Here is a 14,788-nt window from a genome sequence, read left to right as displayed (position 1 = left end):
GTCGCGGGCCAGGGTGGTGCTGCTGTCGGCCACCAGGCGCGGGGGAGTGGACGTGATCGAGGACGAACCGGCCCGGCCGCGCCTCCGGTCGCGACCGGACCTTTCCGCGGTGCTGGCCGTCGTGCTGGCGCTGCCGGGCGTTGCCAGCAGCCTGGTGGTGCTGACGCTGATCGGGAAGCTGGCCTGGCCCGAGTACCTCTGGGTGGTTCCGGTCGCCTGGGTGGTGGCCGGCGCGATCACCTTCGTGCCCGCCTTCGAGCACTTGCTGCTGCCGCCGATGTTCGGGGTGCAGCGGCCGACCCCGCGGCAGCGGGACCAGCTCGCCCCGAGCTGGCAGGCCGTCTGCGCGGCGGCGGGCGTGGACAGCTCCCGGTACCGGTTGTGGGTCGACCGGTCCCGGGAGCTGAACGCCTTCGCCGCGGGCGGCCGGGCGGTCGCGGTGACGCGGACCGCACTGGACCTCGAGGCGCCACGCCTGGAGGCGATCCTGGCGCACGAGCTGGGCCACCACCTTTCCGGGCACACGGGGGTTTCGCTGTTGATCGCGTGGCTCGAGCTCCCGGCCCGGGTCCTGGCCCGGCTGGTGCGCCTGCTCGCCGACGCGCTGCCCCACGTCGCCCGGGCGTTCGGTGCGTTCGGCCGGCCGGTGGCCGCGCTGCTCGGGCTGGGGATCCTCGCCGTGCTCGCGTTCCTCGACCCCTGGCTGCTGCTCGCGCCCCTGCTCGGCCCGGTCCTCGCCTGGTCGAGGCGGCGCGGCGAGTACCGGGCCGACCGGATGGCGGCGCAACTGGGATATGGCCCGGAGCTGGTCGCGCTCCTCAAGGAGTGGATCGTGCGGCACCGCGGGGACGAGCGGCGGTGGTGGGACCGGCTGCTGTCCGGCCACCCGGCCGACATCGACCGGGTCAAGCGGCTGAAGGACTTCGGCGTCAGACCGTGAGCACGACCTTGCCCGCGGAGTGTCCTTCGTGGACATAGCCGATCGCGGTCACCGCGTCGGCGAGCGGGTACGTGCGGTCGAGCACCGGAGTGAGCCGTCCCGCCTCGATCGCTTCTCGCAGCACCTCGAGGTCCGCGCCGCGGACCGTCGAGACGAGTCCCCGCAGCTGGTGCCGCACGAACGGGTTCAGCAGCGCCGCCCGCAGCACCCGCTGGACGCCGCCCAGCCACTTGCCGCCTTCGCCGCCGACGATCACGAGCGTGCCGCCCGGCGCCAGCGCGCGGCGCAGGTGGGTCAGCGAGCGCAGGCCCGCCGTGTCGAGGACCAGGTCGTACTGCCGCTCGGCGAAGTCCGCGCGTGTGTAGTCGACGACGTGGTCGGCGCCGAGCGTGCGGACCAGGTCCGCCTTGCCGGGGCCGCACACCGCGGTGACCTCCGCGCCGGACGCCTTGGCCAGCTGCACGGCGAACGATCCGACGCCGCCCGCCGCGCCGATCACCAGCACGGTCTGGCCCGGCTGGACGCGACCCGCGTCGCGCACGCCCTGCAGCGCGGTGCAGCCGGAGACCGCGACGGCCGCCGCCTGCTCGAACGAGAGCCGGGCGGGTTTCGCCGCGATCAGGTTCTCCCGGGCGATGGCGTACTCGGCGAACGAGCCGGTGCAGGTGCCGAACACCTCGGCACCGGCCTGGAACTTCGTGACGCCGTCGCCGGTTTCCTCGACCGTGCCCGCGAAGTCGAGGCCCCGCACCGGGGTCTTCGGTGCGCGCAGGCCGAACCCCAGCAGGCGCAGCAGGTACGGCTGCCCGGTGGCCAGGTGCCGGACGCCCGGGTCGACGCCGGCCGCGTGCACGCGCACGACCACCTCGCCGGCCCCGGGCGCCGGTCTGGCGATGTCCCGCAGCTCGAGGACGTCGGGGTCGCCGTAGCGGTCTTGGACGAGGGCTTTCACGGGGTCTCCTCCGGGTAATGGAACACGTCTTCGAGCGGAACGCCGAACACGCGCGCGATCTGGAAGGCCATCTCCAGCGAAGGCGAGTAGCGCCCTTGCTCGATGGCGATGACGGTCTGGCGGGTGACGCCGATCCGGTCGGCGAGGTCGGCCTGGGTCAGCCGGCCGTGCTCGAACCGGAGGGCGCGGAGCGAGTTGGTGACGCGGGTCGGTTTCACCACGGCTGGAAACCCCGCCGGTAGGCGAAGATCCGGGCGACCGACCCGAGGATCGCCGAGAGCGTGAACGCCAGATAGACGGCGTTGGCGATCCAGAAGTGCGGCGCCCGCGCCATCGCCAGCAGCAGCGCGGCGACGGCGCCGATGACGACGAACGAGTGGCCGACGTACTCGCCGAACCGGCCGATTTCGTGGTCGCGCTGGTCCTTTCCGCTGTCCTTCGAGATCACCGCGGCGAGGATGCTCAGCACGATCGACGCGACGATCGACGCCCCGACCGTCCAGAGCAGCGCCGCGACGTAGGGGACTTCGGCCAGCGGTCGCTCGCCGGCCCGGCCGAGGACCACCACGAGGTACACCGCGTAGCTCACTATCGCGGCGATCCCGAGGATCCAAGCTCGCTTCTCTTCGTGGGTCACCGCGTCAAGGTAAAACAAACTAGACATCATGTCAAATTTTCTTGACATGAGAAAATCTTCGGCGAGGGTGTCCAAGGTGGCGCCGGCCGTTCGTAGTCACCGCGTACGGCAACCGAGCCACAGGAGGATCCCCGTGAAGTACCTGATGCTGATCAACGCCGCTCTCGACGCCGACGGCGAGGCCATGGGCGGCTGCACGCCCGAGGACTGGCAGCTGTTCGACAAGACCGTCAAGGAGTCCGGGGTCTACGTCTCCGGGAACGCGCTCGCCGACTTCACCACGGCCACCACGGTGCGGGTCGACGAGCGCGGCGAGCGGGTCGTCACCGACGGGCCGTTCGCCGAGTCCCGGGAGGTGCTCGGCGGCTACTTCGTCGTCGACGTGCCGGATCTCGACGTCGCCCTCGACTGGGCGGCGCGCTGCCCGGGGTCCCGCGGCGGCGGCTCGATCGTCGTGCGGCCGCTCGCTTCGTACGGGGACTGACGGCGGTGACGGGGCGGGCGGCTGCATCGATCGAAGCGGTGTTCCGGGAGGAGCGCGGGCTGCTGCTCGCCGCGCTCGTCCGCCGGTTCGGCGATCTCGACCTGGCCGAAGAGGTGACGTCGGAGGCGATCGAAGCCGCGCTGGTGCACTGGCCGGCGGACGGCGTGCCGCCGAAGCCGGGCGCTTGGCTGATGACGACGGCGCGGCGCAAGGCCGTCGACCGGCTGCGGCGCGACCAGGCCTACGCGGCCCGGCTCGCGGTGCTGCAGGTCGAGGCCGAGCGGGCGCCCGCCCCGCCGTCCGCCACCGGCGGCGACCTGCCGGACGAGCGGCTCCAGCTGTTCTTCACCTGTGCCCACCCGGCGTTGCCCGCCGAGGACCGCACGGCGCTGACGCTGCGCTGCCTCGCCGGGCTGACCACGCCGGAGGTGGCGCGCGCGTTCCTGGTGCCGAGCGCGACGATGGGCAAGCGGATCGTGCGGGCGAAGAACCGGATCCGCACGCTGCGGATCCCGTTCCGGGTGCCGGACGCGGACGAGCTGCCCGGGCGGCTGCCGGGCGTGCTCCAGGTCGTCTACTCGATCTTCACCGAGGGGTACGCGGCGAGTTCGGGGCCGGACCTGCAGCGGCTCGACCTGGCGGAGGAGGCGATCCGGCTGGCCAGGATCCTGCGCCGGCTGCTGCCCGGTGAACGGGAGGTCGCCGGGCTGCTGGCGCTGATGCTGCTGGTCCACGCGCGCCGGGACGCCCGCACGGGCTCGGACGGCGACCTGGTGCTGCTCGACGACCAGGACCGCGGCCGCTGGGACCGCGCGATGATCGAGGAGGGGGCCGCGCTGGTCGAGGTCGCTTTGCGCGCGGGCCCGCCCGGGCTGTACGGCGTCCAGGCCGCGATCGCCGCGCTCCACGACGAGGCGCCGGACGTGGCGAGCACGGACTGGCCGCAGATCGTGGCGCTCTACGACGTGCTGCGCGGGCTGGCGCCGTCGCCGGTGGTGGAGCTGAACCGCGCCGTCGCGGTGGCGATGCGCGACGGCCCGGCGGCGGGCCTTTCACTCCTCGACGCCTTGGCGGACGAACCCCGCCTGCGGGAGTACAGCCCGTTCCCGGCGGCTCGGGGCGACCTGCTCAGCCGCCTCGGCCGTCACTCCGAAGCGGCTGAGGCTTACGGGGAAGCGCTGGCGCTGGCCGGAACCGAGCCGGAACGCGAGCACCTGCGCCGCCGCCTCGCCGAGATCGCAAGTCCGTGAATGTCGCATTGAGAGACTCTGAGTCCCTCAATGCGACATTCACGGCTTTCAAGCCGGGGTGCGCAGAGCTGTCACCGCCGGGGCGAACATCGTCGCCTTGATCGTGCCCAGGATGCCGCGGTCCTTGCCCGCCAGGGCCCGCACCCGCTCGCTCGCCACCTTCACGACCTCGCCCTCGGCCGCGATCTCGTCCACCAGACCGGTTTCGAGCGCTTCCGCACCGCCGAAGCGCCGTCCCGTCGTCATCGACGCGATCGCCGCCGACGGCGTCAGCTTGCCCTGGATCAGGGCCGCCATCCCGGGGGTGAACGGGATGTTGATGTCGGCTTCCGGGAAGCAGAAGAACCCCCGGTCGGCGCGCATCACGCGGAAGTCGTGCGCCATGGCGAGCATCGCGCCCGCGCCGAAGGCGTGGCCGTTGACCGCCGCCACCGTCGGCACCGGCAAGGTCAGCACCCGCGCGAACAGCTCCTGCACGTCGGCGACGTACTGGGATGCCTGGTCGCTGTGCGCCGTCAGCCATTCGAGGTCGAGGCCGTTCGAATAGAACCTGCCGCCGCCGGTCGTCACCAGCGCGCCCTCGACACCGTCCAAAAAGGAATGCACCCGTTGCAGCCAGTCCGGCGAGAACCGGTTTTCGTCGTCACCCAGGCGCAGCACGGAAACGGGGTCGGTCACGGTCGGTCCTTCTCTCGAGGGGGCACGGTCAGCACGGCCCGCACGGCGGCGGCGAGCCTTTCCCGTACCAGGGGGTCGGTGATGTCCCGCCGGAACAGGGCGGTCGGCAGGTCGACGACGCAGGTGGTGACGACCTCGACGGCCAGGCCGTCCCCGCGGTCCCACAGCAGGCGCGCGAGCCGGACGAGCAGCGCGACCAGGCGTTTGTCCAGCGCGTGCAGGGCGTCGGCCAGCTCGTCGGGCAGCTCGGGGCCGAAGAGCCGGTCGGCCTTCACCGTGAGCAGCATCCGCGCCGCGGCGGGACGGCGGGTCGCGAACACCGCGGGCGTGCCGGCCGCCGCCACCACGGCGTCCACGGCGTCCGGCGCCTGGTCCACCAGCTCGGTCTGCAGGTCGAGGAACGCCGTCGCCGCGCGCAGCCAGACCCGGGCCAGCAGTGCGCTGAGCGAGCCGAAGGCGTGGTAGATCGTGCCGTTCGGCACGCCCGCGGCCGCGGCCAGCCCGCGCACCGTGACGTTCCCGGCGCCGGACTCGGCGACGAGCCGCTCGGCGACGTCGAGGAGCGCGTCGAGGTCGTGAACGCGGGGGCGGGGCATGCCGCGACAGTAACAGAACGAATGCTCCAAAACCATGGCGGTAAGCTGCCGCTGTGGAGATCTGGATCAACCCGGCGTGCGCGAAGTGCCGGTCCGCGGTGTCGATGCTGGACGAAGCGGGCGCGGAGTACACCGTGCGCCGCTACCTCGAGGACCCGCCGACGGCGGCGGAGCTGAAAGACGTGCTGAAGCGCCTCGGTCTCGAGCCGTGGGACATCACGCGCACCGCCGAGCCGATCGCGAAGGAACTGGGCGTCAAGGCGTGGGGTCGCGCCCCGGCCGACCGGGCTCGCTGGATCGCGGCGCTGGCCGAGCACCCGAAGCTGATCCAGCGCCCGATCATCACGGCCGACGACGGCACCACGGTCGTCGCCCGCGACCCCGAAACGGTGCGGTCGGTCCTCTAGGGGATCGCGTCGGTCTTCGCGAGCAGCGGGACGTCGAGCGGCACCGTCTCCGGGTACTTGAGCCCGGCGCCGGTGTTGAGCACGACGACGTCTTCGTCGCCTTCGAGCCACCCCGACTCGCGAAGATGCCTCAACGCGGCGAAGCACGCGCCGCCTTCCGGACAGACGAAGGTGCCTTCGCGTTCGGTGAGTTCCCGTTGCGCCGCAATGAGTTCCTCGTCGGTGACGGCGACCGCGGTGCCGCCGGTGGCGTACACGGCGTCGAGGACCAGGAAGTCGCCCAGGGCCTTCGGCACGGTGATGCCGAAGGCGACGGTGTGCGCGTCGGCGACCGGTGCGCTTTCGCGGGCGCCGCGCTCGAACGCCGTGACGATCGGCGCGCACCCGGTCGCCTGCACCGCCACCAGCCGTGGCAGGGCGCCGGAAACCCAGCCCAGCTCACGCAGTTCGAGCAGGGCCTTGTAGATGCCGATGATGCCGACCCCGCCGCCGGTGGGGTAGAGGATGACATCGGGCAGCCGCCAGCCGAACTGTTCGGCGATCTCGTATCCCATCGTCTTCTTGCCTTCGATGCGGTATGGCTCCTTCAGCGTCGAGACGTCCTGGACGCCTTCGCGGCGCTGCACCGCCGCCGCGACGAGCTTGCCCGCGTCGCCGATCAGGCCGTCCACGCGGTACAGCTCGGCGCCGGCGGCGACGCACTCGCGCATGGTGATCGGCGGCGCGTCGTCCGGCATCGCGATCAGGCTCGTGAGTCCGGCCCGGGCCGCGTACAACGCCCATGCCGCGCCGGCGTTGCCGTTCGTCGGCATGCCGATCCCGCGCACGCCGAGCTCGGCCGCGCGGGAGACGCCGACCGCGGCGCCCCGCGCCTTGAAGGTGCCGGTCGGGACCAGGCCCTCGTCCTTCATCCACAGCCGGGAAAGCCCGAGTTCACGGCCGTAGCGCGGCAGCCGCAGCAACGGCGTCATGCCCTCACCGAGGCTCACGACGTGTTCGGGCGACCGCACCGGCAGCACCTCGTGGTAGCGCCACAGCGTCGGCTCCCGCCCGGCGATCTCCTTCGGTGTCACGGCTTCGCGGACGCCGGCGAGGTCGTACCGCGCGAGCAGCGGCGCACCGGCCGGGGAGAGACCCTGGACGACGTCGGCGTCGAGGCGCTCGCCGGTCCGGGAGCATTCGAGGTGGCTGAGGAACGAATACGGCGACACGCGCATGACAGCGATCGTAGGTCCTATTGTGACGGCATGGACGCGCTGCGGGTCTGCCTGTACGTCTTCGCCGGGGTGACGCTCGGTACCTGGCTGCTGTCGGTGCTGACCAGGGAGTACTCCTGGGTCGACCGGATCTGGTCGCTGGTCCCGATCGCCTACGTGGGGATCTTCGCCGGCGCGGCCGGGTTCGCCGACGCCCGGCTGGACGTGCTGTTCGCGCTGGTCACCTTGTGGGGCGTCCGGCTGACGTTCAACTTCGCCAGGAAGGGCGGCTACGCCCGCGGCGGCGAGGACTACCGGTGGGCGGTGCTGCGCGAGCGGATGGCGCCGTGGCAGTTCCAGCTGTTCAACTTCTTCTTCATCTCGCTCTACCAGAACGCGATCCTGTTGCTGATCACGCTGCCCGCGTACACCGCGTTGGAGCACCAAGGCTCATTCGGTGCCGCGGATGTCGTGGTCGCGGTGGTCTTCGCCGCGTTCCTCGCCGGGGAGACGGTCGCCGACCAGCAGCAGTGGGCGTTCCACCGGGAGAAGCACGCGGGCCGGGCCCCGGCCCGGTTCCTCCAGACCGGGCTGTTCCGCTACTCGCGACACCCGAACTTCTTCTTCGAGCAAGCGCAGTGGTGGGCGGTGGCGGCGTTCGGCGTCGTCGCGGGCGGTCCGCAGTGGACCGTCGTCGGCGCGGTCCTGCTCACCCTGCTGTTCGTCGGGTCGACGCGGTTCACCGAGAGCATCAGCAAGGGGCGCTACCCGGAGTACGCGGACTACCAGCGGCGGACGTCCGCGGTGGTGCCGTGGTGGCCGAGGGCGGTGCGAGGGTGACCGTGGTCGCCGCCCTGCAGATCGCCACGGGTGTTCCGCTGGAACGGATCCTCGCTTTCGAGGACGAGATCCGCGGCGCCGCATTGGTGGTGCTGCCCGAGGCCGTCCTCGGCGGGTATCCGCGCGGGGAGCCGTTCGTCCGGTACTTCCGTTCGTCGGTGACCGTGCCGGGGCCCGAGGTGACGGCGCTGGCCGGGCTCTCGGCGCGGACCGGGGCGAGCCTGGTCGCCGGCGTCATCGAGCGCGACGGCTCGACGCTGTACAGCACGGTGGTGTTCCTGGACCCTGTGCTGGGATTGGTCGCCAAACACCGGAAGCTGGTGCCGACCGCGCGGGAACGCCTGGTCTGGGGCCGCGGCGACGGCTCGACGCTCCCGGTGGTCCCGACGGCGGCGGGCCTCGCCGGGGCGGCGATCTGCTGGGAGAACCACATGCCGCTGCTGCGCGCGGCGATGTACGCGAAGGGCGTGGAGATCTGGTGCGCCCCGACAGTGGACGACCGCGACGTCTGGCAGGCGTCGATGCGCCACATCGCGAACGAGGGACGGTGTTTCGTGATCTCGGCGTGCCCATATGAGACCTCGGGCGACGACCCGTTCCGGGGCGGCAGCGTGATCGTCGGCCCGCTGGGCGACGTCCTGGCCGGCCCGCTGCACGGCTCGGAGGGCTTGCTCACGGCGACGATCGACCTCGAGGACGTCGTCGCCGCACGCCACAGTCTCGACGTCTCGGGGCACTACGCGCGACCGGATGTCTTCGCGCTGACGGTGGACGAGCGGCCCCAGGACGGCGTCACCTTCCTGCGGTGACGACAACGGGCTTTTGTCATGGCCCCGCGGGCTGCGGGCGACTACTGGCCAGGCTGGACCGCCGCTCAGTGGGCGGTGTTGGAGCCGTTGCTGCCTGCCCCGCCGCGGTCGGGTCGGCCGCCGTCGTGGAGTAGGCGGCAGTGATCGACGGGATCCGATGGCGTGTCCGGACCGGTGCGCCGTGGCGGGACATGCCGGCGTTGTACGGGCCTTGGGCTGCGGCTTATCTGGGGGTGCGAGCAGGGGCAGAAGCTGTTGCCGATCGTGCTGACCGCCGGGCAGCTCGGGGACAGCCCACAGTTCATCCCCGTCCTGAGCGGGATACGGGCGCCGAGGCTGGGAGGTGGTCGGCCACGGACCCGTCCGGATCACGTGTTGGCGGACAAGACCCATACTTCCACGGCCAACCGGGCTCACCTGCGCCGTCGCGGGATCAAGGCGACTATTCCGAGCAAGGCAGACCAGGACGCGCATCGCAAGGCCAAGGGATCGAAGGGCGGCCGGCCACCGGCCTTCACCCCGAGGCCTATAAACAGCGCCATGCGGTGGAGTGCGGCATCAACCGGCTCCAACGCCACCGCGCCGCGATCAACGATGGCTCTGACCTACTTCGATACAGGCCCTAAGCGTCCGAGCGGGTCACCGTCTCGACCATTGTAGGTAGTCAGCGGACTCGGGTGAGTTCGACGCGGTCCCCTCAAGCTTGCTCCAGGGTGCTGCTCGACGAGGTGCCAGAAGAACGACGCCACCGCACCGGTGACCTGGCGGCGTGGGTGTGGGCCCGGAGCCGGTGGCTGCGGGCCTTTCCCGTTGTGTGGTTGGTCAGGCTGCGAAGGGCAGTGGTTGGTGGAGGTTGTTGCGCCGGGGTTTTCGTTGTTTGTCCAGGAATGCTGGTGGGAGAAATTCAGGGAGTCCGTCGGTGGCGATGCGGGCTTCCCACCCGGAGCGGTGCAGCAGCCGGTGATGGTGAGAACACATCAACGCCAGGTTGCCCAGGTTCGTCGGACCGCCGTCGGCCCAGTGCCGGAGGTGATGCCCCTGGCAATGCCGGGGCGGACGATGACAGCCGGGGAACGCGCAGCCACGATCCCGTAGATACAGGGCGCGGCGGAGCCCGGGCGAGATCAGCCGGCGGAAGCGGCCCAGGTCCAGGGGTTCACTCTTCGCCCCGAGAACTGCGGGGATGACTTTGCAGTCGCAGGCGTGGATGCGTGCTTCGGCCGCCGACATGGTGCCGGCATCGCCGAGGATGGCTTTCCCGACACCGGTCTTGAGGTCTTCGAGTGACACCGCGACCATCACGTGGGCCCGCTCACCGGCCTGAATCGGCAAGTCCGGTGAGTTGAGGGCGAGGTCGATGGTGTCGGAGAAGGCGTCGCCGTAGCGTTCTTGTGGGGAGCGGAGGTCGGGGCCTTCGTCGCTGCTGCGGCGCTGGGCGAGGGCGTCCAGCACGGCGCTGGCGCGGGTGCCGGTCTCGTCGTCGAATGTGCCGTGCAGTTCCCAGATGCCGGAGCGTTTGCGGCGGAGGGAGAGTTCGCGGGTGGGGGTGGCGGGTTCGGCGTCGTCGGGTTCGGAACCGTCAGGATCGAGGTGGGCGAGGATTCGGGTGCCGAGGGCGGCGACCTGCTTGTGCCCGGCGTCCTCGGCGAAGGCCAGTAGATCCTGTTCGACGCGGTCGCGGTGCTCGGGCGGGGCCAGTTTCACCACGTCGACGATCGCATCGATCGTCGGGTTGCTCAACGCACCAGTCGAGGCGGTGGCACCGGTGGCCGGGGCGAGGGCGGGGATCGGAGAACCGTCCAGGTTTTGGCCGGCGTTAAGTGCCCGCGCTCGTTTCACGACGTGCTCGGCGGCGGCTTTCGGGACATCGGCCAGATGTTCCAGCAACCGGGCCACAGACCGATACCCGAACAGGTCCATCACTCCGCGGGTTTCGATCTCGACGAGGAGGGTGCCGAGTTCGGCTTCGGTGGCTCGCATGCGCGTGAGCAACTCACCGACGCGGTCGGCGAGAGCGACCGCATCGGCTTGCCACGCAGCAACACTGGACATAACTCAAGAATACCGGCGACCGAACGTGTGTTCATCACACGATCGGGTTAACTGTTCAGGCTGTTTCGGTGTTCGTTGGCAGTCAAGGGTTTCCGGTGACGGCGCCGCGTAGCGCGGTGATGATGTGAAGACCATTCTTGCGCGCGGTGGAGATGTAGCCGCGCACACGTAGCCACGCGTGGGCGCCGTGCCGTGTGCGCCAGCCGCCGGAAACCTTCAGCTGCGCCTTGATCGGTGGTGATGCAGCGGCATCCGCGGCACCGCAACCGGTGCAGGCGATGCTCGGTCACCGACGGACGCACCGGGGGCAAACGACGACCTGCCGCCGGATCATCCCCGCAGAGTGGGCGCGGCTCAGACCCGCGCCGCACCCCCGAGCACGCAGACGGTGCGTGCTCGACGATTGTGTCCGGGTTCTCCACCAGGGACAGATTCGCTCCGGGCGCACCGGGCTGCTTGCCCTGTTTACGTCCGGTCTTGCCGCGCAACGACTTGGGAGCAGGTTTGCTGAACCGGTCCGATGATGGTGGTGGCATCGAGGAGTTACCCGAGTTCGTGCCCAACCAACGCTTGAGCGCGGCGACTTCGGCCCGCAATGCGGTGATCTCCTCCCGCGCATGCGCGAGCTCCACGGCCTGCGCTGCGACCAGCGCGGCCAGCTCGTCATACGACGGACGAACACCTTCCCCCACAACAAGATCATCCCACAGGCCCGCTCATGGCCCGACAACGACCTGAACAGTTAACGATCAGGTAGTCATGAGATCGAATGTCCTTGCACCACAACACTTAGCCACGATCGTGAAGGCGGCGGGGGACCATTGCGTGGGGAATCGGCGCTGCCGACCACAGCGCGAAAGCAACCACGAGGAGCGCCGATTCCCCACGCCACGGCGAAGCCGTCTCTTGAAAACCCAGCCACGCGAGCTCACACAGCCAAGCGCCCACCATCGACCGGAAGCACAACACCCTGGACGAAACTCGAGCCACTCCCAACCAGAAACGCGATCGCCGCCGCGATCTCCTCCGGTGCCGCCACCCGGCCTGCCGGACCCGCCGCCGCCAGCTCGTCGAGGCCATCGCCGAAGGCGGCCGTGCCTTCGGTGCGGGTCGGGCCGGGGCTGACCGCGTTGACGCGCACGCCGGACGGCCCGAACTCCGCCGCCCACGCCTTCGTCATCAGCTCGACCGCCGCCTTGGACGAGCCGTAGAGCGCCATCCCCGCCATGCCCCTCGCCGCGACCAAAGTGGACACGTTGACGATCGCGCCGTGCCCGCGCCGGGCCATCTCCGGCGCCAGCTCGGCGACGAGGAAGAACGGCACCTTGACGTTCGTCGTGTAGACGCGGTCGAAGCCGGCCTCGGTGGTGTCCGCGGAGGGCCCGGTGGGGAAGATCCCGGCGTTGTTGACCAGCACGTCGACGTGCCCGCCCAGCTCACGCGCCCTGGCCGCGAGGGAACGCGCCGACGCGGCGTCCTTCAGATCGGCCGCGACGAAGCCGGCCTTGCCGCCCGCCGCGCGGATGCGCTCGACGACCTGCTCGCCGCGCGTGGCGTCCCGGCCGGACAGCACGACGTGGGCCCCGAGCCCGGCCAGCGCGATCGCCGTCGCCCGGCCGATCCCGCTGGTTCCGCCGGTCACCAGCGCCGTGGACCCGGACAGTTCTGCAGCCATTGCTTCACTCCTGCTCGCCCGCCGGGGTGCTTCCCCGGTCACCTGGTTGAAGGCGGACCGGCGAGCAGGCCTTCCGCCCGGGCGTTCGGCGCTCCTTATGCCGGGCATCGGCCGGGGTGATGGCCACCGGCGTCTTCCAAAGCCGCGACGAATCGGGCCAGGTCACGCCGGTGCGAGGTCGCGGGCCAGACAGCCCAGGTCCGCCGGACGATCGGGTTTCCCGCCAACGGCATCCACCGCACCGTGTCCGGCAACGGGTACGGCCACTCGGGTGGGGCGAACGCGTAGGCGCCGCCCGCGCTGACCGCCGGGATCTTGAGCTCGACGATCAGCCGCTGCTCTTCCGGGATCTCCGGGCCGACGTCGAGGCCGTGGCTGCGGAGGATCGCCGCCAGCTCGTCGTGCCACACCGGGCTGCCCGCGCGGGGGAAGGCGAACCAGTCCAGCCCGGCCAGTGCCTCCAGGCGCACCCCGTCCGGTCCGGCGAGCTTCTCGGCGACGTCCGCCGCCAGCAGGACGCCCACGTTCTCCGCCACCACGAGCACCGCGTCCAGGTCCGGCCCGGGCGGGCGCTCGCGCACCAGCCCGACGTCCAGTTCGCCCGTCCGCAACGCGGCCACCTGCGCGACCGACGACAGGTGCCGGGCCTGCACCCGCGTGTCCGGGTAGTCGTCCGCCAGCCGCGCGAGCGCCGACGGCAGCAGGTCCGGCGGCAGTTCCAGCGGGACGCCGACGCGCAGCACGCCGCCGCCGGTCTTCGTGTGCCGGGCCATGGCGGACAGCGCCTGGTCGTGCCGCGCCAGCACCGCGCGGGCCTCAGCGAGCAACGTCGTCCCGGCGTCCGTCACCCGCACGCCCGTGCTGGTCCGCACCAGCAGCTGGACGCCGAGGCGCCGTTCGAGAGCGGTGATCGTCTGGGACAACGCCGGCTGGCTCACGTGCAGCTGCCGTGCCGCCTTCGACATCGTCCCGGCCTCGACGACCGCGACGAACGCCCGCATCTCGCGGATCTCCATCAGCGGGTCCACCGGATCGGCAGCGACTTCAGGCCGTTCTGGAAGTTCGACCGCAGCCGCACCGGCTCGCCGGCCAGGGACACCTCGCCGAGCAGGTCGAGCACCGCGCCGAACATCGCCCGCAGCTGCACCCGCGCCAGGTGCGCGCCGAGGCAGAAGTGCGGCCCGTGGCCGAACGTCAGGTGGTCGTTCGGGGTGCGGCCGATGTCGAAGACGTCCGGCTCTTCGAACACCTCCGGGTCGCGGTTGGCCGCGGAGAACCAGACCACCACCTTGTCCCCGGCGCGAATGTCCACTCCGGACAATCGCACGTCCGCCGTGGCGGTGCGCCGGAAGTGCATGACCGGCGTCCACCAGCGGAGCATCTCCTCGACCGCGGACGGCAGCAGCGACCGGTCCGCCAGCAACCGCTGGTACTGCGCGGGATGGGACAGCAGCGCGAGCAGCCCGCCGGGCAGGCCGTTGCGCAGGGTTTCGTTGCCCGCCACGGAAAACAGCCAGAAGAGATTCTCGAACTCGGCCAGCGAGACGCGATCACGGTGCCGCATCAGGTTGCTCATCACGTCGTCGCCCGGATGCGAGCGCTTGTGTTCGCCCAGCGCGTTCGCGTACGCGTAGAGGTCCGGCATCCCCGCGCGGGTCCGCGGGTCCGGCATCGAGCCGTCCGGGCCGGGCGCCGGACGGACCGCCAGCGCGGCCCGCGCCAGCTCGCTCACCGAAGAAGCGTCGACGGTCGCGCTCACCGCGTATTCGGCGTCCTGGTAGCCGATCACGCGGTTGCTCCAGTCGTACATCAGCCGCCGGTCCTGTTCCGGCACCCCGAACACGCCCGCCAAGGTCACCAGGGGCAGATCGGCCGCCACCGCCGCGAAATCACACGAGCCGCGGTCGGCGACCGCCGCGACGAGGTCCCGTGCCCAGCTTTCGATCTGCGAAGTCAGCTTCGCGACGGCGCGCGGGGTGAACGCCTTCGTCAGCAGCCCGCGCAGCCTGCCGTGTTCCGGCGGGTCCATGTTCAGCATCATCCGCCGCACGTAGGCCAGATCCGCGGAAGTCGCCGGGTCGCGGATCTGCGTCCCGCCGAGCTGTGAGGAGAACAGCCCGGGGTCGCGCAGCACCCGCCGCGCGTCGGCGTGCCGCAGCACCGCCCAGAAGTCGTCGACGCGCACCACCGGCGACTCCCGCCGCAGCCGCGCCAGCTCCGCGTACGGGACGCCTCGCACGTAGGTGCCCGGATCGGTGATCCCCACGAGCCG

General features: G+C 71.2%; 17 protein-coding genes and 2 pseudogenes. 8 read left to right on the top strand and 11 right to left on the bottom strand.

From position 1 onward, the window contains the following. The first annotated feature begins 52 nt into the window (after positions 1 to 52). Entirely contained in the window at positions 53 to 940 is an 888-nt protein-coding gene (locus AB0M82_RS26510) for a M48 family metalloprotease (RefSeq protein ID WP_364727040.1), read from the top strand. Here AB0M82_RS26510 and AB0M82_RS26505 read toward each other — a convergent pair. From AB0M82_RS26505 to AB0M82_RS26495, 3 genes are read right to left on the bottom strand one after another with little or no spacing between them, the layout of a single operon-like run. Further along, positions 930 to 1,892 carry an NAD(P)-dependent alcohol dehydrogenase gene (locus tag AB0M82_RS26505; protein WP_364727039.1) on the bottom strand — a complete coding sequence of 321 codons (963 nt, stop codon included), beginning with the start codon at positions 1,890 to 1,892 and terminating at the stop codon, positions 930 to 932. The genes AB0M82_RS26510 and AB0M82_RS26505 overlap by 11 nt on opposite strands. After that, positions 1,889 to 2,113, bottom strand: coding sequence for a helix-turn-helix transcriptional regulator (locus tag AB0M82_RS26500; protein ID WP_364727037.1), 225 nt, complete (start codon positions 2,111 to 2,113; stop codon positions 1,889 to 1,891). The genes AB0M82_RS26505 and AB0M82_RS26500 overlap by 4 nt, the downstream gene beginning before the upstream one ends. Then, positions 2,107 to 2,559 carry a hypothetical protein gene (locus AB0M82_RS26495; RefSeq protein WP_364727036.1) on the bottom strand — a complete coding sequence of 151 codons (453 nt, stop codon included), beginning with the start codon at positions 2,557 to 2,559 and terminating at the stop codon, positions 2,107 to 2,109. Before AB0M82_RS26495 ends, AB0M82_RS26500 begins: the two co-directional genes overlap by 7 nt. 103 nt (positions 2,560 to 2,662) lie before the next feature. Between AB0M82_RS26495 and AB0M82_RS26490 the strand changes: the two genes are divergently transcribed. Both AB0M82_RS26490 and AB0M82_RS26485 read left to right on the top strand, forming a co-directional pair. Then, positions 2,663 to 3,013, top strand: coding sequence for a YciI family protein (locus AB0M82_RS26490; protein ID WP_364727035.1), 351 nt, complete (start codon positions 2,663 to 2,665; stop codon positions 3,011 to 3,013). A 5-nt stretch (positions 3,014 to 3,018) separates the two neighbouring features. Further along, complete coding sequence (locus AB0M82_RS26485) at positions 3,019 to 4,263, top strand: RNA polymerase sigma factor (RefSeq protein WP_364727034.1); 1,245 nt, start codon at positions 3,019 to 3,021, stop codon at positions 4,261 to 4,263. 48 nt (positions 4,264 to 4,311) lie between these two features. On the opposite strand, the gene AB0M82_RS26480 is transcribed toward AB0M82_RS26485, so the two are convergent. Further along, on the bottom strand, positions 4,312 to 4,941 hold the full coding sequence (locus tag AB0M82_RS26480; RefSeq protein ID WP_364727033.1) for an enoyl-CoA hydratase/isomerase family protein: 630 nt from the start codon (positions 4,939 to 4,941) through the stop codon (positions 4,312 to 4,314). Further along, positions 4,938 to 5,537 carry a helix-turn-helix domain-containing protein gene (locus AB0M82_RS26475; protein ID WP_364727031.1) on the bottom strand — a complete coding sequence of 200 codons (600 nt, stop codon included), beginning with the start codon at positions 5,535 to 5,537 and terminating at the stop codon, positions 4,938 to 4,940. The genes AB0M82_RS26480 and AB0M82_RS26475 overlap by 4 nt, the downstream gene beginning before the upstream one ends. A gap of 53 nt (positions 5,538 to 5,590) precedes the next feature. Here AB0M82_RS26475 and AB0M82_RS26470 point away from each other — a divergent pair, with 53 nt between their 5' ends. Beyond that, positions 5,591 to 5,944 carry an arsenate reductase family protein gene (locus AB0M82_RS26470; protein ID WP_364727030.1) on the top strand — a complete coding sequence of 118 codons (354 nt, stop codon included), beginning with the start codon at positions 5,591 to 5,593 and terminating at the stop codon, positions 5,942 to 5,944. Here the strand turns inward: AB0M82_RS26470 and AB0M82_RS26465 are convergent. Then, entirely contained in the window at positions 5,941 to 7,161 is a 1,221-nt protein-coding gene (locus tag AB0M82_RS26465) for a threonine synthase (RefSeq protein ID WP_364727028.1), read from the bottom strand. The two genes, AB0M82_RS26470 and AB0M82_RS26465, sit on opposite strands and share 4 nt — an antisense overlap. 30 nt (positions 7,162 to 7,191) lie before the next feature. On the opposite strand from AB0M82_RS26465, the gene AB0M82_RS26460 reads away from it, so the two are divergent. The 4 genes and pseudogenes from AB0M82_RS26460 (at position 7,192) to AB0M82_RS26445 (ending at position 9,449) form a co-directional block, all read left to right on the top strand. After that, positions 7,192 to 7,980: a DUF1295 domain-containing protein gene (locus AB0M82_RS26460; RefSeq protein WP_364727026.1), complete on the top strand. Its 789-nt coding sequence runs from the start codon at positions 7,192 to 7,194 to the stop codon at positions 7,978 to 7,980. After that, positions 7,977 to 8,789 carry a carbon-nitrogen hydrolase family protein gene (locus AB0M82_RS26455; protein ID WP_364727024.1) on the top strand — a complete coding sequence of 271 codons (813 nt, stop codon included), beginning with the start codon at positions 7,977 to 7,979 and terminating at the stop codon, positions 8,787 to 8,789. The genes AB0M82_RS26460 and AB0M82_RS26455 overlap by 4 nt, the downstream gene beginning before the upstream one ends. A 140-nt stretch (positions 8,790 to 8,929) precedes the next feature. Then, positions 8,930 to 8,974 (top strand): annotated as a pseudogene (locus AB0M82_RS26450) (hypothetical protein); the annotation flags it as partial. Beyond that, on the top strand, positions 8,964 to 9,449 hold the full coding sequence (locus AB0M82_RS26445) for a transposase (RefSeq protein ID WP_364727086.1): 486 nt from the start codon (positions 8,964 to 8,966) through the stop codon (positions 9,447 to 9,449). The pseudogene AB0M82_RS26450 and the gene AB0M82_RS26445, both read left to right, overlap by 11 nt. A gap of 162 nt (positions 9,450 to 9,611) precedes the next feature. Here the strand turns inward: AB0M82_RS26445 and AB0M82_RS26440 are convergent, their stop codons facing one another. The 5 genes and pseudogenes from AB0M82_RS26440 to AB0M82_RS26420 form a co-directional block, all read right to left on the bottom strand. Beyond that, positions 9,612 to 10,841, bottom strand: coding sequence for a DUF222 domain-containing protein (locus tag AB0M82_RS26440; protein ID WP_364727021.1), 1,230 nt, complete (start codon positions 10,839 to 10,841; stop codon positions 9,612 to 9,614). Positions 10,842 to 11,227: 386 nt separating this feature from the next. Continuing rightward, positions 11,228 to 11,473 (bottom strand): annotated as a pseudogene (locus AB0M82_RS26435) (DUF6444 domain-containing protein); the annotation flags it as partial. Between the two features lie 296 nt (positions 11,474 to 11,769). Beyond that, positions 11,770 to 12,516 (bottom strand): SDR family oxidoreductase, encoded by a 747-nt coding sequence (locus AB0M82_RS26430; protein WP_364727019.1) that lies wholly within the window; start codon positions 12,514 to 12,516, stop codon positions 11,770 to 11,772. A 95-nt stretch (positions 12,517 to 12,611) separates the two neighbouring features. Next, positions 12,612 to 13,532, bottom strand: a complete 921-nt coding sequence (locus AB0M82_RS26425) for a LysR family transcriptional regulator (protein WP_364727017.1) — start codon at positions 13,530 to 13,532, stop codon at positions 12,612 to 12,614. Next, positions 13,532 to 14,782, bottom strand: a complete 1,251-nt coding sequence (locus AB0M82_RS26420; protein WP_364727015.1) for a cytochrome P450 — start codon at positions 14,780 to 14,782, stop codon at positions 13,532 to 13,534. The genes AB0M82_RS26425 and AB0M82_RS26420 overlap by 1 nt, the downstream gene beginning before the upstream one ends. Positions 14,783 to 14,788: the final 6 nt, after the last annotated feature.

Source organism: Amycolatopsis sp. NPDC051128 (assembly GCF_040682715.1).
Taxonomy (GTDB): domain Bacteria; phylum Actinomycetota; class Actinomycetes; order Mycobacteriales; family Pseudonocardiaceae; genus Amycolatopsis.
This window is presented reverse-complemented; position numbering and strand designations above follow the sequence as displayed.